Below are 18661 nucleotides of genomic sequence, written 5' to 3'. Positions count from 1 at the left end.
CCTTCGGGCGGCGTTGTTCGCCACATCCCGTGAACACTCCAGCCCTGATGACGCCGCTCCGCCTCCGCGGAGTCACCCTGCGCAATCGCCTCGTGGTCGCACCGATGTGCCAGTACTCCGTCACCGACGGGTTCGTCGGTGACTACCACCTCGTCCACCTCGGCCGATTCGCGCTCGGGGGCTTCGGGCTGGTGATCGTCGAGGCCACCGGGGTGACGGCGGAGGGACGGATCAGCCACGGCGACGTCGGCCTGTGGTCCGACGAGCACGTTCCCGGGCTCGCCCGCGTCGTCGACTTCCTGCACGCCGAGGGTGCCGCGGCGGGCATCCAGCTGGCGCACGCCGGCGCCAAGGCGAGCAGCCGGCGGCCCTGGGACGGCGGTGGCCCGGTCACCGAGGAGAACGCCCGTCCGGGTGAGCACCCCTGGCCGACGGTCTCGGCGAGCGCGGTCCCGGCCGGGGACGGGTGGCCGGCGCCCGCCGCGCTCACCGTCGCGGAGCTGGCCGGCGTGCGCGACGCGTTCGTCGCCGCCCCGGCCCCGTCCCGAGGCTCGCGCCGAGCTTGCGAGGCGTGAGGAGGACGGGGTCCTTTCACTGCTGCACCAGTTCCTCTCCCCGCTGACCAACCGGCGCGACGACGCGTACGGCGGCTCGCGGGAGGCGCGGATGCGGTTCCCGCTCGAGGTGGTCGACGCCGTGCGTGCGGTGTGGCCCGAGGAGAAGCCGCTGATCGTGCGGGTCTCCGCCGTCGACGGCTCGCGCGACGGGATCACCCTGGAGGACACCGTGGCCCTGGCCCGGGAGCTGGCGGCCCGCGGGATCGATGCCGTGGACGTGTCCGAGGGTGGGATCGGCGGCGGCTGGGAGCACCCGATCGGCTACGGCTACCAGGTGCCCTACGCCGCCACGCTGCGCGCCGAGGCCGGCATCCCGACGATGGCCGTCGGGCTCATCGTCGACGCCCGGCAGGCCGAGGCGGTCGTCGCCGGCGGCGCCGCGGACCTGGTCGCGGTGGCCCGGGAGGCGCAGGACGACCCGAACTTCGCCGTCCACGCCGTCCGCGAGCTCACGGCCGGCTACGACGCCTACCCGGTGCAGGCCGGACCGCGGCTGGCGTCCCGCGACCGGCTCCTCGACGGGCTGGGCCCGTGGACCGGACCCGGCCCGGTACAGGTCAGGGAGCCCGCTCCCGTGCCCTCCGCAGGCTGAGGGCACGCCAGGACGAGGTCGAGGGCGGTCAGGCCTGGGGCGTGCGGCCGTGACCCGGACCGATCTCCGCGGAGAAGGCGTCCCAGGAGCCCGGCGGCGGCCGCCCACCCACCTCGGCGTCGAGCTCGTCCAGGTGCCAGTGCCACCCCATCGCCCGGGCCGGCGCTCCCCCTCGAAGGTGCCGATCCAGCGGGCGAGCCGGTCGGGCTCGGTGAGCGCGGTCCAGACGTCCTCGATCGGGGCGGGCCACCGTCATGCCGATCCTCCGTCCGTGCCCCTCCAGCTGTCGCAGCGGCGTCGGCATGCGTAACGCACCGGTCGCGCGCGTCGGGCGAGGGGTTCGTGCGCGCCGGGCCGGGAAAGGAGGCCCGCATGACCGTCACCGATCCCGACGTGCCCGATCCGCTCAACGACCCACGCACCACGCAGGCCGATCCCGGCGCCTACGGCCAGGGCGCCGACCTGGCGTCGACCGGGGACGATCCGGCGGCCACGGGCGAGGACGAGCTCGCCACGAGCCAGACGCCGTCCGACGAGGCCGGGGACGGCGACGTCACCGGCGGCGCGTTCTCGGAGGCGCCGTCCACCTGAGCCGCGATGTTACGGATCGGTCCGGCTCGGGCACCGGGAGCTGGTCCGAACCGCTCCCCACGAAGGAGGACCGCATGGCCACCGGTGAGACCGGCTTCGCCGACGTCACGTTCGACCTGATCTCCGTGCAGTACCACTCGCTCAAGGCCGGGCACGACTACGGCCAGTACGTCCGGGACGCCGAGAACGCGGGCCTGGACGACGTGGCGAGCTTCTTCCGCGAGGTCATGGAGCAGGACTCCGCTCGCGCGAAGCGCTGCCACGAACTCCTCCGGAAGCTCGAGGGCACCGAGCACGGCGGGCCCGCCACCCAGTAGGGGGCCAGAATGCGGTCGTGATCACGACAGCGCTGACTCACCGCTTCGGCCTCACCACGCCGGTCATCGGGGCACCCATGGCCGGCGTGGCCGGCGGCGGGCTCGCCGCGGCCGTCTCGCTCGCCGGCGGGCTGGGGACGATCGGGATCAGCGGGAAGCACGGCGTCGACTTCCTCGCCGAGCAGTGCGCGGTCCCGGCCGGGTCCGGGATGCCGTTCGGCGTCGGGTTGATGGTGTGGACCCTCGCCGACCGGCCGGACCTGCTCGAGGCGACGATCGCCGCGCGGCCGGACCTGGTGTCGGTGTCCTTCGGCGACCCCGCGCCCTACGTCGGGCCCCTGCACGACGCCGGGATCGCGGTGGCGGCCCAGGTGAACACGGTCGCCGACGCCCGGCTCGCGCTCGACGCCGGCGTGGACGTCCTCGTCGCCCAGGGCACCGAGGCCGGCGGGCACACCGGTCACCGGAGCCTGTTGCCGCTGCTCCAGGAGGTCCTCGCCCTCACCGATCGACCGGTGGTCGCCGCCGGCGGCATCGTCACCGGCCGCGGGATGGCGGCCGCGCTCGCGGCCGGGGCGTCCGGGGTGTGGATCGGCACGGCGCTGCTGTCCTGCACCGAGGGGCTCAACTCAGCCGCCGCACGGGAGCGGGTGCGGGAGGCGACCGGCGAGGAGACGGTGCTGACCCGCGCCTTCGACGTCGCGGAGGGTCTCGCCTGGCCCGAGCGCTGGCCCGGCCGGGCGCTGGTCAACGACTTCTCCCGCGCCTGGCACGGGCGCGAGCAGGAGCTGGTGGACGATCCCGACGCCCGGCAGCTCGTGGTCGCCGGCCGGGAGACCGGGAACCCGGTCACCGCGCCCGTCTACGCGGGGGAGGCGGTCGGCCTGGTCACCACGGAGCGCTCGGCCACCGACGTCGTCCGCGATCTGGACGCCGCAGCCGAGCAGGCGCTCCGCGCGGTCGCGCGGCTGCTGGGCTAGACCGCGCAGCTGCCGTCGTCGCAGGCGTGGGCGGGCGGGGACCCGGCCGGCGGGACGGTGACCGGGTTCGCGTCGGCCCAGGCGCGCTCGAGGACCTGGAGGAGCAACTCGGCCGGCTGCGCACCTGCGGCGCCGTACTTCCGGTCCACGACGAAGAACGGGACGCCCGTCGCGCCGAGCGCCTGGGCGGTCGCGCCGTCCTGACGGACCGCGGCCAGGTAGCGGCGGTCGGCCAGCGCCGCGCGCACCTCGGCCTCGTCGAGGCCCACCTGCACCGCGAACGGCACCAGGGACTCCACGTCGAAGACCGGCCGGCCCTCCTCGAAGTAGGCGTGCAGGAGGAGCTCCTTGAGCTCGTTGCGCTTCCCGTGCTCGGCGGCCAGGTGCAGCAGCTCGTGGGCGAGCAGGGTGTTGCCGCTGACGCCGTCGACCAGGTGGTACTCAAGGCCCTCGTCGGCGGCGACCTGCTCGACGTGCGCCATGTTCTGCCGCATCTGCTCCTCGCTGGTGCCGTACTTGCGGGCCAGCGCCGGGAGCGTCGGGTGCGTCTCGCCTTCGGGCGCGGACGGGTCGAGCTGGAAGGACCGCCACACGACCTCGACCTGGTCGCGGTGCGGGAACTCCGCCAGCGCCGTCTCCAGGCGGCGCTTGCCGATGTAGCACCACGGGCACACGACGTCGGACCAGACCTCTACGCGCATGCCCGGCCCAACGTCGTTGCCCTTTCACCGATTCCGCGTGCCCCGCCTGGTCGCGCCGAGTGGACCCGGAGGTCCGCGCAGGCACGACGCAGCGGCTCGGCGCGACAAGGGGACGGCACGTGGCCGCGGTGCGGTCCGGAGGACCGCAGTGCTACCGCACGCCGACGAGGTCGACGACGAACACCAGCGTCGCGCCGGGCTTGATGACGCCGCCGGCGCCGCGCTCGCCGTAGGCCTTGTGCGCCGGGATGGTGAGCCGCCGACGACCACCGACCTTCATGCCGACGATGCCCTCGTCCCAGCCCTGGATGACCATGCCGACGCCCACCCGGAACTCCAGCGGGTCGCCGCGGTCCCAGGAGGCGTCGAACTGCTCGCCGCCGTCGTGGGTGACGCCGACGTAGTGGGCGCTCACCAGGTCGCCGGCCTTGGCCTCGGGACCGTCGCCGACGACGAGGTCCTCGATCACCAGGTCGTCGGGGGCGGGCCCGGTGGGCGGCTCGACGTCCGGTCGGGTCAGCTCGGGCACGGTTCTCCTTCCCGCGCCGGGGCTCTCCCGACGCCGTCGGGCTCCATCCAAGCAGCGGCGGCGGGCACCGGCTCGGGACCGGGTCGGCCGACCCCGTCGCCGCCTACGCGCCGCGGCCGCCGTCCTCGCGGTCCAGCACGAGGTCGGCGACCGGTCGGTGAGGCCGGCGCGCTCAGCCGATCCGGCCGCCCCGACCACCGTGCGCGCGGCCGCGCGGCGTGCTGGGCTGAACCCATGGCCGCTGACCAGCCCCCGTGGTGGACCCGCGCCGTCGTCTACCAGGTGTATCCGCGCTCCTTCATGGACTCCGACGGCGACGGGATCGGTGACCTCGGCGGCGTCCTGCTGCGGCTGGACCACCTGGCCGACCTCGGCGTCGACGTCGTCTGGCTGTCGCCGGTCTACCCCTCACCGCAGGCCGACAACGGCTACGACATCAGCGACTACCAGGACATCGACCCCCTGTTCGGGTCGCTGGAGCAGCTGGACGAGCTCATCACCGCGATGCACGCGCGGGGGATGCGGCTGGTCATGGACCTGGTGGTCAACCACACCAGCGACCAGCACCCGTGGTTCGCCGAGGCGCGGTCGTCGAAGGACTCCCCGAAGCGCGACTGGTACTGGTGGCGGCCGCCGCGCGCCGGGATGGCCGCCGGCGTGCCGGGTGCGGAGCCGACGAACTGGCAGTCGTTCTTCTCCGGGTCCGTGTGGGAGCTCGACGAGGCCTCCGGCGAGTACTACCTGCACCTGTTCGACCGCCGCCAGCCCGATCTCAACTGGGAGAACCCGCACGTCCGGCAGGCGGTCTACGCGATGATGCGGTGGTGGCTCGACCGCGGGGTCGACGGCTTCCGCATGGACGTCATCAACATGATCAGCAAGGACGTCGGAGAGGACGGGCACCTGCACGACGGGCCGCCGCTGCCGGGCTCGGCCCTGGGTGACGGCTCGGCGTCCTACCTGTGCGGGCCGCGGATCCACGAGTTCCTGCAGGAGATGCACCTCGAGGTGTTCGCCGGGCGCCCGGACGCGGTGCTGACCGTGGGCGAGATGCCCGGCGTGACGGTGGAGCAGGCGCGGCTGTTCACCGACCCGGGCCGCGGCGAGGTGGACATGGTCTTCCAGTTCGAGCACGTGGGCCTGGACCACGGGACGTCGAAGTGGGACATCCACCCGCTGCGGCTGCGCGACCTCAAGGCCTCGTTCGGCCGCTGGCAGGCCGGGCTGGCCGAGACGGGGTGGAACTCGCTCTACTGGGACAACCACGACCAGCCGCGGGCGGTCTCCCGGTTCGGTGACGACTCCCCCGCGTACCGGCGCGACTCCGCGACCTGCCTGGCCACCCTGCTGCACCTGCACCGCGGGACGCCCTACGTCTACCAGGGCGAGGAGATCGGGATGGCGAACTTCCCCTTCGCGGCCCTGGAGGAGTTCCGGGACGTCGAGTCGCTCAACCACCACGTGCAGGCGGTGTCGGCCGGGGACGACCCGGCGCACGTGCTCGACGCCCTGCGGACCATGAGCCGGGACAACGCGCGCACCCCGGTGCAGTGGGACACCACCCCGAACGCCGGCTTCACCACCGGGACACCGTGGATCGGGGTCAACCCCGACTGCGGCGAGTGGAACGTCGCCGCCCAGCGGGACGACGAGACCTCGGTGCTGGCCCACCACCGGCGGCTGATCGCGCTGCGGCGCGACGACGACGTCGTCGCGCTCGGTGACTTCACGATGCTGCTGCCCGACCACGACGACGTGTACGCCTTCACCCGGCGGCTCGGGGGCGAGGCCCTGCTCGTCGTCTGCAACCTCAGCCGGACGGCCTACCGGCTGGCCGAGCTGCTGCCCGAGGCGCCGGCGGCCGAGCTGGTGCTGGGCAACCTGCCCGACGACGACCCCGCCGAGCTGCGCCCGTGGGAGGCCCGCGTGCTGCGCCTGCCGTGAGCCGGCTCCTCGACAGCGTGCGGCCGCCGCGCGAGCATGGCGCGACCGGGCACGACCTCGGGGGGAGCCATGGACGACGGCAGCGAGGCACCACCGCTCACCGTGGTGCGCCCCGGACAGGGGCGGGCGGCCGACCTCGGCGACGGCGTGGGCGTGGTGTTCAAGCTGGCGGGCGCCGACACCGGCGGCTCGCTGGCGGTGGTCGAGCACCCGTTCGAGGTGGGCGCGTACGTGTCGGCCCACCTGCACACCCGCGAGGACGAGTACTCGATCGTGGTCGAGGGTGAGATCGGCTTCCGGTCCGGTGACCGGGAGGCCGTCCTGGGCCCGGGCGGCTACATCACCAAGCCGCGGGGCGAGCTGCACGCCATGTGGAACGCCGGCGCCACGCCGGCCCGCATGATCGAGATCATCAGCCCGGCCGGCTTCAAGCTGTTCTTCCGGGACGTCGCCGACCTCGCCGAGGCGGGGACCGAGCCGGCGGCCTTCGTCGCGCTCGCGGCCTCCTACGGCCTGGAGTTCGGCGACCCCGAGTGGCAGGCCGACGTCGTCCGGCGGTACGGGCTGACGCCGCCGGCCTGGTGACCGTCCGAGCACCGGCCGCAGGGCGCCCGCGCGCCCTCGCCGGGCAGCCTCGCCGCTGTCGTGGTCGAACCGGCCGATGTGCTGACAGGGGATCTGCAGGGCGCGGCCCCCGAACCCGCGGGGAACGGTGCGGCGAAGGTTCGCTGACCTAAGGTCCTTCCCCGTGGGGCGGGTCGTCGAGGCGGTGCTGCCCGCCCGCATGGGAACGCCGTTCCGCTGGCTGGTCGGCTCGTCCTGGATCTCGAATCTCGGCGACGGCATCGCCCTGGCCGCCGGGCCGCTGCTGGTCGCCTCGCAGACCTCCGACCCGTTCCTCGTCGCACTCGCCGGGCTGCTCCAGCGGCTGCCGTGGCTGCTGTTCGGGTTGTACGCCGGGGTTCTCGCCGACCGGGTCGACCGCCGGCTGCTCGTGGTCGCCGTCGACCTCCTGCGGACCGGCGTCCTCGCCGTCCTCACCCTCGTGCTGGTCACCGGCGCGGTGGACATCGGCGTCGTGCTGGTCGCGATGTTCCTGCTGGGGACGGCGGAGGCGTTCGCCGACACCACCACCGGGACGCTGCTGCCGATGGTGGTCGCCCGGGCGGACCTGGGCACCGGGAACGCCCGGCTCATGGCCGGGGCGCTGACCATGAACCAGCTCGCCGGCCCCGCGGTCGGAGCGGTGCTGTTCGCCGCCGGCACGGCCTGGCCGTTCCTCGTGCAGGGGGTGTGCGTCGCCCTGGGCGCGCTCCTGGTCTCGCGGATGGTCCTGCCGCCGCTGCCGGTGACGACCGCGGATCGGCACGTCGGCCGGGAGATCGCCGAGGGGCTGCGCTGGACGTGGGGGAACGGTCCGGTCCGCACCCTGACCCTCACGATCGTCACCTTCAACGTCACCTACGGCGCTGCCTGGTCGGTGCTGGTGCTCTACGCGACCGAGCGGCTGGGCCTCGGTGCGATCGGGTTCGGGCTGCTGACCACGGTGACGGCCGTGGGCGGCCTCCTCGGCACCGCGTCCTACGACTGGCTGGCCCGGCACGTCAGCCTCGCGGCGCTCATGCGCGTGGGCCTGGTGATCGAGACGTCCACCCACCTCGGGCTGGCGCTGACCACGACGGCCTGGGTGGCGACGGCGATCCTGTTCGTCTTCGGCGCGCACGCCTTCGTCTGGGGGACGACGTCGCGGACGGTGCGCATGCGCGCGGTCCCCCTCCCCCTGCAGGGCCGGGTGGGCAGCGTCTACATGATCGGCGTCGTCGGCGGCATCGTGCTCGGTCAGCTCGCCGGCGGGTTGCTCGCCGACGCGTGGGGCCTCACCGCCCCGTTCTGGTTCGCCTTCGTCGGGTCGGCGGTCATCCTGGCGCTGATCTGGCGGGAGCTGGCCCACATCGCGCACGCCGACGACGCCGCGCCGACGGCCTGAGCGGGGCACCTGCCTCCGGCGACGGGGCAGGTCCGCCGTGGTGCAATGCGGAACCGGGCGGACGAGCGATGGGGACGGGCAGGACGACGATGCAGCACGCCAACTCCCCTTCCGGCGGGGCCCCCCGACGCCCTCTCCACGGATGGGGGTCGGTGCGGCGCACGTGGGCCCGGCACCCGCGGATGGGACTGGCCATCCGGGCGGCCGTCGCCGCGTCAGTGGCCTGGTGGCTGGCCCAGCTGCTCCCCGGGCCGCTCGCCGAGTACCCGTACTACGCCCCGCTCGGCGCGGTCATCGCCACGACCGCCACCACGCTCGCCGGATCGGTGCGGACGTCGACGCAGACGGTCGCCTCCATAGCGATCGGGGCCGCCGTCGCCCTCGCCGGGGACGCCACGTTCGACCACCGGCTGTTCACCGTGACCGTGGTCGTGGCCGTCGGCGTGCTGCTGGCCGGCTGGCAGCGGCTCGGCAGCCCCAGCAGCTGGCTCCCCACGTCTGCCCTGTTCGTGCTGATCATCGGCCACGACAACCCGGTCGCCTACGTCCTGGGCCTCGGAGGTGTCACTTTCCTCGGCGCCCTCGTCGGCGTCGCCGTGGCGGCGGCGTTCCCGCCGCTGCCGCTGGCCCCGGCGGAGCAGACCCTGGCGGCGCTGCGCGACACCCTCGCCGGGCAGCTCGACGACCTCGTGGACGGGTTGCGGCAGGAGCACCCACCGACGCAGGACGAGTGGCGCGGGCGGAAGCGCACGATCGATCCGCTGCTCGCCCAGATGCGTGCGGCGGTGCAGCAGACCGACGAGGCCCGCCGCGGGAACCGCCGCGCCCGGAGGTACCGGGACGCCGCCGAGCGGCTGTACCGGCAGGCGCGCGCGCTGGAGAGCCTGACCCTCCTGGTCGAGGACCTCACCCTGGTCATCGCCGAGACGGAGATCGCGGAGAACGAGCGGGTGGCGCTCGGGCCGCACCTGCGCCCCGCGGCGGCCCAGACCCTCGCCGCGCTGGCCGATGCGCTGCGGTCGGTCGCCGGGGCGGCGGCCGACCCGGAGGCGATCGGCCGGGCGGACGCCGCCGTCGAGGCGTTCACCGCCGAGCTGCGCCGCTCCCGGGCCACCACCGACGACGACCTGTTCGAGGCCGGGAACATCGTCGAGAACGTCCGCCGGTCGCTGGCCGCGGTGCGCCCCGCTGCTGGCGACTCTTGACCCTCGACCAGGTCGAGGCCGGAGGATCCTCCGCGCTGCCCTGACCCAGCGGTTGCGCGCTGATCGTGGTTCCGCCCCGCTCGTGACCACGTCCAGCGCGCACTCGCGGGCCCGGACGGCTCAGCTCGGCGGGCCGGTCCGCTCCAGGACCAGCCGGACGGTCTCCGCCGGTCGGTCCCACAGCGGGAAGTGCCCCGAGTGCGCGAACCAGTACAGCTCGGCGTCGGGGAACGCCGCGGCGGCCCGGGACGCCTGGCGGGCCAGGGTCACCCGGTCGCGGCGGCCCCACCCGATGGTCAGCCGCCCGGGCACCGTGCCGGCCGGCGCACCCTCCTGCCGCGGGCCCCGGGCCAGGTCGTCGAGCACGGCGTCGAAGGACGGCGAGGCGACGTAGCCCTCGAGCTCGGTGCGGACGACGTCGGCGTCCAGCGCCCACGGACGGGCGGAGAACTGCGCGAGCAACGCCGTCCGGCCGACCGGGTTGCCCAGCACCGCGGGCAGGACCGGGCGGATCCGGCGCAGCAGGGCGACCGACGCGGCGATGCTGGCGCGGAAGACCGCCGCCTCCCGGTCGGTCCAGAAGCCGCCCGGGTCCAGCGCGACGTTGTGCCGCCCGATCCCCCGGCGGCTGAGCTCCAGCACCATCCGGGCGCCCAGCGAGGTGCCCACCAACGGCACGTCGGCCAGCCCCTCGGCGACCAGCCACTCCTGCAGGGCGTCGTTGAGCCCGGCGAGGATCGGATCGGGCAGCGGCGGGGTGTCTCCCGCGAAGCCGGGGAGGTCGACGGCGATGACCTCCCGCTCGGCGGACAGACCGGGGAGGACCGGCTCCCACGTGCGCCAGGAACCTCCCAGACCGTGGACGAGCACGAGGGGTGGACCGGATCCGGTGCGGTGCGCGGAGAGATTCACCGGACGGCCCTACCCGGCCACGCCACGGCGACGCCTCAGCTCAACGGGCTCCGGGGCAGCAGGCGGTCGCTGATGATCCGCTTCTGGATCTCGCTGGTGCCCTCGAAGATCGTGGTGAGCCGGGCGTCGCGCCAGTGCCGCTCCACCTGGCGCTCGGTGGTGTAGCCGTTGCCGCCGTGCAGCTGCATGGCCTGGTTGGTCACCCGCACCGACATCTCGGTGGCCTCCAGCTTGACCATCGACGCCTCCTTGGCGCAGGGGATGCCGAGGTCGAGCAGGTGGGCGACCTGCCGGTAGAAGGCGCGCGACTGCTCGATCTGCGACGCCATCTCGGCGACGGCGAACCGCAGCGCCTGGAAGTCGCCGATCGGGTGGCCGAACTGCTCGCGCTCCTGCAGGTAGCGGATCGAGTCCTCGAGCGCGGCCCGCGCCAGCCCGACGGCCCGGGCCGCGGTGTGCACGCGGGCGGTGTTGAGGAACTTCTGCGCCTCGGCGAAGCCCGCCTGCGTCGCGGCCTCCCCCTCGGCGTCGCTCTCCTCGCGCGCGGCCCGGGCCTCGTCGATCACGTTCTCGCGAGGGATCCGCACGCCGTCGAAGGCGAGGTCCCAGGCGAGGAACCCGTGGTAGCCGATCTTGTCGATCGGGGAGCCGGTGAGCCCCTCGGGGAACTGCCCGCGCTCCTTCTCCAGCAGCAGGTTCACCAGGCCGGCCGAGCGGGACTCCCCCGGCTCCGCGTCGCGCTCGCGCACCAGCACCTGGATGAAGTCGGCGGCCTTGGCGTTGCCGCACCAGCGCTTGTGGCCGGTGACCACCCACTCGTCGCCGTCCAGGACGGCGCGGGTGGAGACCCCGGCGAGGTCGGAGCCGGCGTCGGGCTCGGACAGCGCGATCGCGCCGATTCACTCGCCGCGGGCGCTGCGCCCCAGCAGCTCGTGCCGGCGGTCGGCGTCGAGAACCGCCGTCCCGAGGCCCTGGGACCGGGCCAGGATGCTGGCGGTCGACATCCACGCCCGGGCCAGCTCCTCGCTGACCATGCAGTACTCGAAGACGCCCAGGCCCAGCCCGCCCTGCTCGGCGGGCACGGTGATGCCGAAGTAGCCGAGCTCGGCCAGGCGGGCCAGCAGGGACGCCGGGATCTCGCCCTTCTGCGGGTCGAGCTCGTCGGCGACCGGGAGCACCTCGTCCGTGGCGAACCGGCGGGCCTGCTCCTGCAGCTGCTCCCGCTCCGGGGTCTGCCACGGCGGCAGCAGCGCCGGCGGCTGCGGCTCGAGGATCTCGTCGGTGGTCATGCGACTGCAGGTTCCCCTCGCACGCCGTCACCATCCGCGTCCGTGACCAGCCTCACGCCGGGTGCTGAGCCGCGCCGGCTGACGCGGGGCCGCGCCGTGGCGCGGCTCCACATCAGCCGGTGCGGGTCGAGCCGCGCTGCTGCGCCAGCGCGACGTAGTGCTCGACCAGCGAGGCGTCGTCGACCGTGCCGGTGTTGACCGCCTTCGCCGGGTCGACGCCCTGGAACAGCCGTTTGAGCGGCACCTCCAGCCGCTTGCCGGTGCGGGTGTGCGGCACGCCGGGGACGGCGATGACCTCGTCGGGTACGTGCCGCGGGCTGGCCTGCGCCCGGATCTCCGCCTTCAGCCGGCCCACCAGCTCGCCGGTGAGCTCCTCCCCCGGCGCGAGCTGCACGAACAGCGGCATCCAGTAGCCGCCGTCGGGCAGCTCCACCCCGAGCACCACGCAGTCGGCGACCTCGGGAAACGCCTCGACGACGGCGTAGATGTCGGCGGTGCCCATGCGGACCCCACCTCGGTTGAGGGTGGAGTCCGACCGGCCGGTGATCAGGCAGGTGCCGCGGTCGGTGATCTCCAGCCAGTCGCCGTGCCGCCACACCCCGGGCCACGGCTCGAAGTAGGCCTCCCGGTAGCGGCTGCCGTCGGGGTCGTTCCAGAAGTACAGGGGCATGGACGGCATCGGCTCGGTGATGACCAGCTCGCCCAGCTCGCCGGTCACCGGCTCGCCGTCCTCGTTCCACGAGGCCGCGGCGACGCCGAGCATCGGCCGCTGCAGCTCCCCCGCGGTCACCGGCAGCAGCGGTGAGCTGCCGATGAACCCGGTCGCGACGTCGGTGCCGCCGGACGCCGACACCAGCTGGACGTCGTCGGACACCGCCTCGTACACCCAGTGGTACGCCGCGGTGGGCAGCGGAGACCCGGTCGAGCCGATGAGGCGCAGCGCCGACAGGTCGTAGGAATCCCGCGGCCGGATGCCGGCCTTCATGCCGGCGGTGAGGTAGCCGGCGCTCGTGCCGAGCTGGGTGATGCCCACCCGGGCGGCGAGAGCGAACTGCGCGTCGACCGCGGGATACGCCGGCGCGCCGTCGTGCAGGATCGCCGTCGCCCCGCAGAGCAGGGACGAGGCGACGACGTTCCACATCATCCAGGCCGTCGACGTGTACCAGTAGAAGCGCTCTCCCGGGCCGAGGTCGTTGTGCAGCTCCCCCCACTTGCGCTGCTCGAGCACGACGCCACCGTGGCCGTGGACGATGCCCTTCGGCAGCCCGGTGGTGCCCGAGGAGTAGACGATCCACAGCGGGGCGTCGAAGGGCAGCGGCTCGAACGCCGGCTCCTGCCCGTCGGCGACCGCCTCGGCCCAGGGCAGGGCGCCGTCGGGGAGCTCGCCGGGGAAGATCCGGGGGACGGCGATCGTCGTCCGCACCGTGGGCAGGCCGGCGCGCAGCTCCGCGACGACGGCCCGCCGATCGTGGTCCCGGCCGTTGAACCGGTAGCCGTCGACGGCGACCAGCACCGTGGGCTCGATCTGGGCGAACCGGTCGAGGACGGCGCGGGTGCCGAAATCCGGCGCGCACGAGGACCACACGGCACCCACCGCCGCCGCACCGAGGAACGCGACGATCGCCTCGGGGACGTTCGGCAGGTAGCCGACGACCCGGTCGCCGCGCTGCACGCCGAGCCGGCGCAGCGTCGCGGCGAAGGCGCCGACCTGCCCGCGCAGCGCCGCCCAGGAGATCTCGACGGGCTCGGTGTCCTCGGCGACGGCGACCAGCGCGGGATGCTGGTCGGTCGCCGCCCGGAAGGCCTGCTCGGCGTAGTTGACCGTCCGCCCGGGGAACCAGACGGCGCCGGGCATCCGCCGGTCGGTCAGCACCTCGTCGTCGGGGACGCCGGGCAGCACCCCGCTCCACGTGGCGAAGTCGCCCCAGAACTGGTCGAGGTGCTCCACGGACCACCGCCACAGCGCGTCGTGGTCCGGGGGGTCGCCGAAGGACAGCCCGCGCCGTTCGGCCACCCAGGCGGCGAAGGCGGCGATGCGGGTACCGGCGATCGTCTCGGGGGTGGGCTGCCACAGGACCTCGGGAGCGGACACGCCCGCACGATGCCACTCCCGGCCGGCCCGGTCCACGCCGCACTCCTCCGTCGTGCGGGAGACGGGCCGCCTGGCCGACGAGGCCCCCTGGCGGCATCCTGAGCGGCGTGCTCCCCGACCCCGCCGACGAGCGCAACGTCCTCGGCGGCCCGCTGGAACCGTGCGGCACCGACCCGGTGACCGGCTTCTACCGCGACGGGCACTGCGCCTCCGGGCCGGACGACGTCGGCCGGCACACGGTCTGCGCCGTCGTCTCCACCGAGTTCCTGGCGATGCAGCGGGAGCTGGGGAACGACCTCACCACCCCGCGTCCGGAGTACGGCTTCCCGGGGCTGCGGCCGGGCGACCGGTGGTGCGTCGTCGCCGTCCGGTGGCTGCAGGCCTACCAGGCCGGTGCGGCGTCGGGGGTCGTGCTGGCCGCCACCAACGCCCGCGCGCTGGAGGTCGTCCCGCTCGAGGCGCTGCGCCGGTACGCCGTCGACGTGCCCGAGGACGCCAGCGGCCTGGAATGAACGCGCGCGCCCGGATGCTCGGGCGAGCATGACCGATCTCCTCGACCTGCCCGTGACCACGCTCCAGGGGACGCCGACCACGCTGCGGGAGCTGACCGGTGGCGCACCGGCGCTCGTGGTCAACGTGGCCAGCCGGTGCGGGCTCACGCCGCAGTACGCCGCCCTGGAGGCGCTGCACGAGGAGTACCGCGGCCGCGGGTTCGCCGTCGTAGGGGTGCCGTGCAACCAGTTCAAGGGCCAGGAGCCCGGCACCGCCGAGGAGATCGCCGAGTTCTGCTCGGCCACCTACGGCGTCAGCTTCCCGATGACCGAGAAGCTCGAGGTGAACGGCCCGGGAGCGCACCCGTTGTTCCAGCAGCTGACCGCCGTCCCCGACGTGGACGGAGCGGCCGGCGACGTGCAGTGGAACTTCGAGAAATGGGTCGTCAGCGGCACCGGCCAGGTGGTCGCCCGCTTCCGGCCGCGCACCGAGCCCGACGCCCCGGAGGTCCGCGCCGCCGTCGAGTCGGTGCTCCCCGGCTGACGGGGTTACGTTCGACCCCATGGCCTCGCCCGACCTCCGTTTCTGGTTCGACCCGGTCTGCCCGTTCGCCTGGATGACCAGCAAGTGGGTCCGTCAGGTGGCGGCGCAGCGGGAGTACGCCGTGGAGTGGCGGTTCATCTCGCTGCGGCTGCTCAACGCGCACATCGACTACGACACCCACTTCCCGCCCGAGTACGAGGCGGGGCACACCGCGGGGCTGCGGCTGCTGCGCGTGGCGGCCCGCGCCCGCGCCGAGCACGGCCCGGACGCCGTCGGCCCGCTGTACGCGGCGCTGGGCGCGCAGATCTTCGAGACGCCGAACGAACCCGGCGACGAGGTCCGCCGGGGCACCCGCGAGTTCCTCGAGCCGATCCTGGCCGAGGTGGACCTGCCGGCCGACCTGGCGGACGCCCTCGACGACGCCGTCTGGGACGAGCAGATCCAGGCGGAGACCGACGAGGCGCTGGCGCTCACCGGCAAGGACGTCGGGACGCCGATCCTGCACTTCCAGCCGCCGGAGGGCGTGGCCTTCTTCGGCCCGGTCATCAGCCGGCTGCCCAGCGAGGAGGAGGCGGTGGCGCTGTGGGACCACGTCGTGGGCCTGGCCTCGTTCCCGGGCTTCGCCGAGCTCAAGCGCAGCCTGCGCGAGCGGCCGCAGCTGCCGGCGTTCGGGGTGCGGCCGGGCGAGGCGGGCACGCAGGAGGACTGGCACGGCGGCAGCCGGCGGCAGAAGCGCTGACCCACGGGGCCGGAAGACGAGCTAAGGTAAGCCTTATCTGATCTCTGCCGTCCGTCCCGGGAGCTGCTCGTGGCCACCACGGTCGACGTCCCGGCCCGGGACGCGGCACGACCGAGCGCGCCGCGGCTGCGCGCGCGCCGGCTGGGCACGCTGCTCCTGCTGCTCGTGCTCGTGGTCGCCGCCGTGCTGGTCAGCATCGCGGTCGGCACCCGCTCGATCGGGATCGGCGAGGTGTGGGGCGCGCTGCTCGACTCCTCGCCGGACACCGACGAGGCGGTGATCGTCCGCGAGCTGCGGGTGCCGCGCACGGTGCTGGGGTTCATGGTCGGTGCGGCGCTGGCCGTGGCCGGCGCCCTCATGCAGGGGCACACCCGCAACCCGCTGGGCGACCCGGGGGTGCTCGGCGTCACCGCGGGCGCCTCGCTCGCCGTGGTGCTCGCGATCTCGTTGCTGGGCATCACCACCCCCGGCGGCTACGTCTGGTTCGCCTTCGCCGGGGCGCTGGTCAGCATGGTCCTCGTCTACGCGATCGGCTCGGCCGGTCGGGGCGGGGCGACGCCGGTCACCCTCGCGCTCGCCGGGGCAGCGCTCTCGGCCCTCCTGTTCGCGCTGGTGCGGGCCATCGTGGTCGCCGACGAGCAGACGCTGGACAGCTTCCGGTTCTGGGTGGTCGGCTCGCTGGCCGGCCGGGACGCCGCGGTGTCCTGGCAGGTGGCCCCCTTCCTCGCGGTCGGGCTGGTCCTCGCGCTGGTCAACGCACCGGCGCTGAACCTGCTGGGCCTGGGCGAGGACGTGGCCCGCGGGCTCGGCCAGCGGATCTGGCTGGCCCGGGCGGTGGGGCTGGCCGCCATCACCCTCCTCGCCGGCGCCGCCACCGCCGCCGCCGGGCCGATCGCGTTCCTCGGCCTGGTCGTGCCGCACGCCGTCCGCGCGCTCACCGGCCCCGATCACCGCTGGCTGCTGCCCTGCTCGGCGCTGCTCGGCGCAGCGCTGCTGCTGGTCGCCGACGTGGTCGGCCGGATCGTCGCCCGCCCGGGCGAACTGCAGGTGGGCATCGTGCTGGCGCTCATCGGCGCCCCCTTCTTCATCGCGCTCGTGCGCCGGCGCCGGACGGCGGGGCTGTGAGCGTCGCGGCGCCGGTCCGCCGGCCCGGCGCGAGCAGCGGCGAGGGGACGCGGGTCCGCGGCGGCCGACCTCTCCGCGTCGGCCCGGTGTCGGCCCTGCTGCGCTGGCGGCAGTTCGCCGTCCCGGTGGCCGCGCTCGCGCTCCTGGTGCTGGCCGCCGCGCTCAGCATGGGCCGCGGTGACTACCCGATCGGGATCGGCGAGGTGCTGCGCACGCTGGCCGGGCTGGCCGACGGCCCCCAGGAGTTCGTCGTGCTGCAGCTCCGGGCGCCCCGCGTGGTCGTCGGGGCAATGGTCGGGCTGGCCCTCGGCGTCTCCGGCGCGCTGTTCCAGACCTTCGCGCGCAACCCGCTGGCCTCACCGGACACCCTGGGCATCACCAGCGGTGCCTCGGTCGGGGCCGTGGCGGCGATCGTGCTCAGCGGCGGCTCGTCCGCCGGCGCGGTCCTGGACGGGCTGGGCGTCCCGGTCGCCGCCCTGCTCGGCGCACTGCTCACCGGCGCCCTGCTGTTCGCCCTCACCTGGCGGGCCGGGGTCGACGGGTACCGGCTGGTGCTGATCGGCATCGCCCTGTGGTCGGTCGGCGCCGCCCTCGTCGACTGGCTGCTCACCCACGCCGACATCCACGACGCCGCGTCGGCCTACGTGTGGATCACCGGCTCGCTCCACGCGCGCACCTGGGACCACGCGCTGCCCCTCGCCGTCGCCCTGGCGGTCCTGCTCCCGCTCGCGTTCGCCGCCGGGCGGGCGCTCGCCGTCCTGCAGTTCGGCGACGACACCGCCCGCGGCCTGGGGCTGCGACTGGCCGGCACGCAGACCGCCGTCGTCCTGCTGGCCGTCGGCCTGGTCGGCTTCGCGGTGTCGGCGGCCGGGCCGATCACCTTCGTCGCGCTGGTCGTGCCGCAGATCGCCGTGCGGCTCGCCGGAGGCTCGCGACCCCCGCTGCTGGCCTCCGGCGTCCTCGGCGCGCTGCTCGTGGTGGCCGCCGACCTGGTCACCCGCACCGTGCTGCCCCAGGCACTGCCGGTCGGCATCCTCACCGCCGCGATCGGCGCCCCCTACCTGCTCTGGCTCCTGATCCGCGGAAGGCGGCGATCCACGCTGTGACGATCTCCCTGGGCACGGGTCTCCTGCCCCGTGCCGACACCCCCGGCACGCCCGACACCGCCGCCCGCGTCCGGCTGGCCGCCGAGCACGTGCGGCTGGCCTACGACGACCGGGTCGTCGTCGACGGCCTCGACCTGGAGCTCACCGAGGGCTCGTTCACGGCGATCGTCGGACCCAACGGCTGCGGGAAGTCCACCGTGCTCCGCGCGCTCGGGCGGCTGATGCGGCCGACGTCGGGGCAGGTGCTGCTCGACGGCCGGGCCATCGCCCGCACCCCCACCCGCGAGGTGGCCAAGGTCCTGGGGCTGCTCCCCCAGACCCCGGTGGCGCCGGAGGGGCTCACCGTGGGCGACCTGGTGGCCCGTGGCCGGCACCCCCACCAGACCTGGCTGCGCCAGTGGTCCCGGGACGACGAGGCGGTGGTGGCCGAGGCGCTGTCCTGGACCGACATGGCCGACCTCGCCGACCGCCCCGTCGACACGCTCTCGGGCGGGCAGCGGCAGCGGGCCTGGATCTCGATGGCGCTGGCGCAGGGCACCGACCTGCTGCTGCTGGACGAGCCCACCACCTACCTCGACCTCTCCCACCAGATCGACGTCCTGGAGCTGGTGGGCCGGCTGCACGCCGAGCTGGGCCGGACCGTCGTCGTGGTCCTGCACGACCTCAACCTCGCCGCCCGGTACGCCCAGCGGCTGGTGGCCATGAAGGGCGGCGTCCTGGTGGCCTCCGGAACGCCGGAGGAGGTGCTCACCGAGCGGCTGCTGGCCGACGTCTTCGAGCTCGAGGCGCGGGTGCTGCCGGATCCGGTGGCCGGCACCCCGATGGTCGTCCCCGTGCGCCGACTGCGCTGACCCACCTCCCCGGATCACCCGGCCCCGCGGCCACTCCCCGAGCGGGGCC

At 74.6% G+C, this 18661-nt stretch carries 22 protein-coding genes; 15 read left to right on the top strand and 7 right to left on the bottom strand.

Annotated features, from left to right (window positions below; genetic code table 11):
• Positions 1-47: 47 nt before the first annotated feature.
• Positions 48-575 carry an oxidoreductase gene (locus tag QOZ86_RS02620; RefSeq protein ID WP_284490393.1) on the top strand — a complete coding sequence of 176 codons (528 nt, stop codon included), beginning with the start codon at positions 48-50 and terminating at the stop codon, positions 573-575.
• A gap of 19 nt (positions 576-594) precedes the next feature.
• Entirely contained in the window at positions 595-1209 is a 615-nt protein-coding gene (locus QOZ86_RS02615; protein WP_284490753.1) for an oxidoreductase, read from the top strand.
• Positions 1210-1237: 28 nt separating this feature from the next.
• Here the strand turns inward: QOZ86_RS02615 and QOZ86_RS02610 are convergent, their stop codons facing one another.
• Positions 1238-1360: a hypothetical protein gene (locus tag QOZ86_RS02610; protein WP_284490392.1), complete on the bottom strand. Its 123-nt coding sequence runs from the start codon at positions 1358-1360 to the stop codon at positions 1238-1240.
• Positions 1361-1581: 221 nt separating this feature from the next.
• On the opposite strand from QOZ86_RS02610, the gene QOZ86_RS02605 reads away from it, so the two are divergent.
• The 3 genes from QOZ86_RS02605 (at position 1582) to QOZ86_RS02595 (ending at position 3097) form a co-directional block, all read left to right on the top strand.
• A complete protein-coding gene (locus QOZ86_RS02605) occupies positions 1582-1800 on the top strand; it encodes a hypothetical protein (protein WP_284490391.1) in 219 nt (72 codons plus the stop codon).
• A 74-nt stretch (positions 1801-1874) separates the two neighbouring features.
• The gene (locus QOZ86_RS02600; protein ID WP_284490390.1) at positions 1875-2117 is read left to right on the top strand and encodes an acyl carrier protein; all 243 of its coding nucleotides are present in this window, start codon (positions 1875-1877) and stop codon (positions 2115-2117) included.
• Positions 2118-2134: 17 nt separating this feature from the next.
• The gene (locus QOZ86_RS02595) at positions 2135-3097 is read left to right on the top strand and encodes an NAD(P)H-dependent flavin oxidoreductase (protein WP_284490389.1); all 963 of its coding nucleotides are present in this window, start codon (positions 2135-2137) and stop codon (positions 3095-3097) included.
• On the opposite strand, the gene QOZ86_RS02590 is transcribed toward QOZ86_RS02595, so the two are convergent.
• Both QOZ86_RS02590 and QOZ86_RS02585 read right to left on the bottom strand, forming a co-directional pair.
• Positions 3094-3798, bottom strand: a complete 705-nt coding sequence (locus tag QOZ86_RS02590; protein ID WP_284490388.1) for a DsbA family oxidoreductase — start codon at positions 3796-3798, stop codon at positions 3094-3096. The two genes, QOZ86_RS02595 and QOZ86_RS02590, sit on opposite strands and share 4 nt — an antisense overlap.
• 151 nt (positions 3799-3949) lie before the next feature.
• Positions 3950-4327, bottom strand: a complete 378-nt coding sequence (locus tag QOZ86_RS02585; RefSeq protein ID WP_284490387.1) for an FKBP-type peptidyl-prolyl cis-trans isomerase — start codon at positions 4325-4327, stop codon at positions 3950-3952.
• 234 nt (positions 4328-4561) lie between these two features.
• Here QOZ86_RS02585 and QOZ86_RS02580 point away from each other — a divergent pair, with 234 nt between their 5' ends.
• The 4 genes from QOZ86_RS02580 (at position 4562) to QOZ86_RS02565 (ending at position 9463) form a co-directional block, all read left to right on the top strand.
• On the top strand, positions 4562-6271 hold the full coding sequence (locus QOZ86_RS02580) for a glycoside hydrolase family 13 protein (protein WP_284490386.1): 1710 nt from the start codon (positions 4562-4564) through the stop codon (positions 6269-6271).
• A 69-nt stretch (positions 6272-6340) separates the two neighbouring features.
• Positions 6341-6856 carry a cupin domain-containing protein gene (locus tag QOZ86_RS02575; protein WP_284490385.1) on the top strand — a complete coding sequence of 172 codons (516 nt, stop codon included), beginning with the start codon at positions 6341-6343 and terminating at the stop codon, positions 6854-6856.
• A gap of 163 nt (positions 6857-7019) precedes the next feature.
• Complete coding sequence (locus QOZ86_RS02570) at positions 7020-8258, top strand: MFS transporter (protein WP_284490384.1); 1239 nt, start codon at positions 7020-7022, stop codon at positions 8256-8258.
• Between the two features lie 152 nt (positions 8259-8410).
• The gene (locus QOZ86_RS02565) at positions 8411-9463 is read left to right on the top strand and encodes an aromatic acid exporter family protein (RefSeq protein WP_284490383.1); all 1053 of its coding nucleotides are present in this window, start codon (positions 8411-8413) and stop codon (positions 9461-9463) included.
• 120 nt (positions 9464-9583) lie between these two features.
• Here the strand turns inward: QOZ86_RS02565 and QOZ86_RS02560 are convergent, their stop codons facing one another.
• From QOZ86_RS02560 to QOZ86_RS02545, 4 genes are all read right to left on the bottom strand, one after another.
• Positions 9584-10375: an alpha/beta fold hydrolase gene (locus tag QOZ86_RS02560; RefSeq protein ID WP_284490382.1), complete on the bottom strand. Its 792-nt coding sequence runs from the start codon at positions 10373-10375 to the stop codon at positions 9584-9586.
• 35 nt (positions 10376-10410) lie between these two features.
• On the bottom strand, positions 10411-11259 hold the full coding sequence (locus QOZ86_RS02555; RefSeq protein ID WP_284490752.1) for an acyl-CoA dehydrogenase family protein: 849 nt from the start codon (positions 11257-11259) through the stop codon (positions 10411-10413).
• 15 nt (positions 11260-11274) lie between these two features.
• Entirely contained in the window at positions 11275-11664 is a 390-nt protein-coding gene (locus QOZ86_RS02550) for an acyl-CoA dehydrogenase family protein (RefSeq protein ID WP_284490381.1), read from the bottom strand.
• A gap of 112 nt (positions 11665-11776) precedes the next feature.
• Complete coding sequence (locus QOZ86_RS02545; RefSeq protein ID WP_284490380.1) at positions 11777-13756, bottom strand: acetoacetate--CoA ligase; 1980 nt, start codon at positions 13754-13756, stop codon at positions 11777-11779.
• A gap of 107 nt (positions 13757-13863) precedes the next feature.
• On the opposite strand from QOZ86_RS02545, the gene QOZ86_RS02540 reads away from it, so the two are divergent.
• The 6 genes from QOZ86_RS02540 (at position 13864) to QOZ86_RS02515 (ending at position 18612) form a co-directional block, all read left to right on the top strand.
• Positions 13864-14268 carry a DUF2237 family protein gene (locus QOZ86_RS02540; protein ID WP_284490379.1) on the top strand — a complete coding sequence of 135 codons (405 nt, stop codon included), beginning with the start codon at positions 13864-13866 and terminating at the stop codon, positions 14266-14268.
• Between the two features lie 28 nt (positions 14269-14296).
• Positions 14297-14791 (top strand): glutathione peroxidase, encoded by a 495-nt coding sequence (locus tag QOZ86_RS02535; protein ID WP_284490378.1) that lies wholly within the window; start codon positions 14297-14299, stop codon positions 14789-14791.
• A gap of 19 nt (positions 14792-14810) precedes the next feature.
• Positions 14811-15530 carry a mycothiol-dependent nitroreductase Rv2466c family protein gene (locus tag QOZ86_RS02530; protein WP_284490377.1) on the top strand — a complete coding sequence of 240 codons (720 nt, stop codon included), beginning with the start codon at positions 14811-14813 and terminating at the stop codon, positions 15528-15530.
• 69 nt (positions 15531-15599) lie between these two features.
• A complete protein-coding gene (locus tag QOZ86_RS02525; protein WP_284490376.1) occupies positions 15600-16655 on the top strand; it encodes a FecCD family ABC transporter permease in 1056 nt (351 codons plus the stop codon).
• Positions 16652-17761, top strand: a complete 1110-nt coding sequence (locus tag QOZ86_RS02520; protein ID WP_284490375.1) for a FecCD family ABC transporter permease — start codon at positions 16652-16654, stop codon at positions 17759-17761. The genes QOZ86_RS02525 and QOZ86_RS02520 overlap by 4 nt, the downstream gene beginning before the upstream one ends.
• Positions 17758-18612 (top strand): ABC transporter ATP-binding protein, encoded by an 855-nt coding sequence (locus QOZ86_RS02515; RefSeq protein ID WP_284490374.1) that lies wholly within the window; start codon positions 17758-17760, stop codon positions 18610-18612. The genes QOZ86_RS02520 and QOZ86_RS02515 overlap by 4 nt, the downstream gene beginning before the upstream one ends.
• Positions 18613-18661: the final 49 nt, after the last annotated feature.

The sequence above is a fragment of the Blastococcus capsensis genome (assembly GCF_030165005.1).
Lineage (GTDB): Bacteria > Actinomycetota > Actinomycetes > Mycobacteriales > Geodermatophilaceae > Blastococcus > Blastococcus capsensis.
The sequence above is the reverse complement of the archived record's forward strand: the minus strand, read 5'-3'. Positions and strand labels throughout refer to the sequence as shown.

Bases quoted from the DNA above. Each gene is read 5' to 3' on its own strand.
- QOZ86_RS02620 (WP_284490393.1), top strand. From the start codon at position 48: ATGACGCCGCTCCGCCTCCGCGGAGTCACCCTGCGCAATCGCCTCGTG.
- QOZ86_RS02610 (WP_284490392.1), bottom strand. From the start codon at position 1,360: ATGGGGTGGCACTGGCACCTGGACGAGCTCGACGCCGAGGTGGGTGGG.
- QOZ86_RS02605 (WP_284490391.1), top strand. From the start codon at position 1,582: ATGACCGTCACCGATCCCGACGTGCCCGATCCGCTCAACGACCCACGC.
- QOZ86_RS02600 (WP_284490390.1), top strand. From the start codon at position 1,875: ATGGCCACCGGTGAGACCGGCTTCGCCGACGTCACGTTCGACCTGATC.
- QOZ86_RS02590 (WP_284490388.1), bottom strand. From the start codon at position 3,798: ATGCGCGTAGAGGTCTGGTCCGACGTCGTGTGCCCGTGGTGCTACATC.
- QOZ86_RS02580 (WP_284490386.1), top strand. From the start codon at position 4,562: ATGGCCGCTGACCAGCCCCCGTGGTGGACCCGCGCCGTCGTCTACCAG.
- QOZ86_RS02575 (WP_284490385.1), top strand. From the start codon at position 6,341: ATGGACGACGGCAGCGAGGCACCACCGCTCACCGTGGTGCGCCCCGGA.
- QOZ86_RS02550 (WP_284490381.1), bottom strand. From the start codon at position 11,664: ATGACCACCGACGAGATCCTCGAGCCGCAGCCGCCGGCGCTGCTGCCG.
- QOZ86_RS02535 (WP_284490378.1), top strand. From the start codon at position 14,297: ATGACCGATCTCCTCGACCTGCCCGTGACCACGCTCCAGGGGACGCCG.
- QOZ86_RS02530 (WP_284490377.1), top strand. From the start codon at position 14,811: ATGGCCTCGCCCGACCTCCGTTTCTGGTTCGACCCGGTCTGCCCGTTC.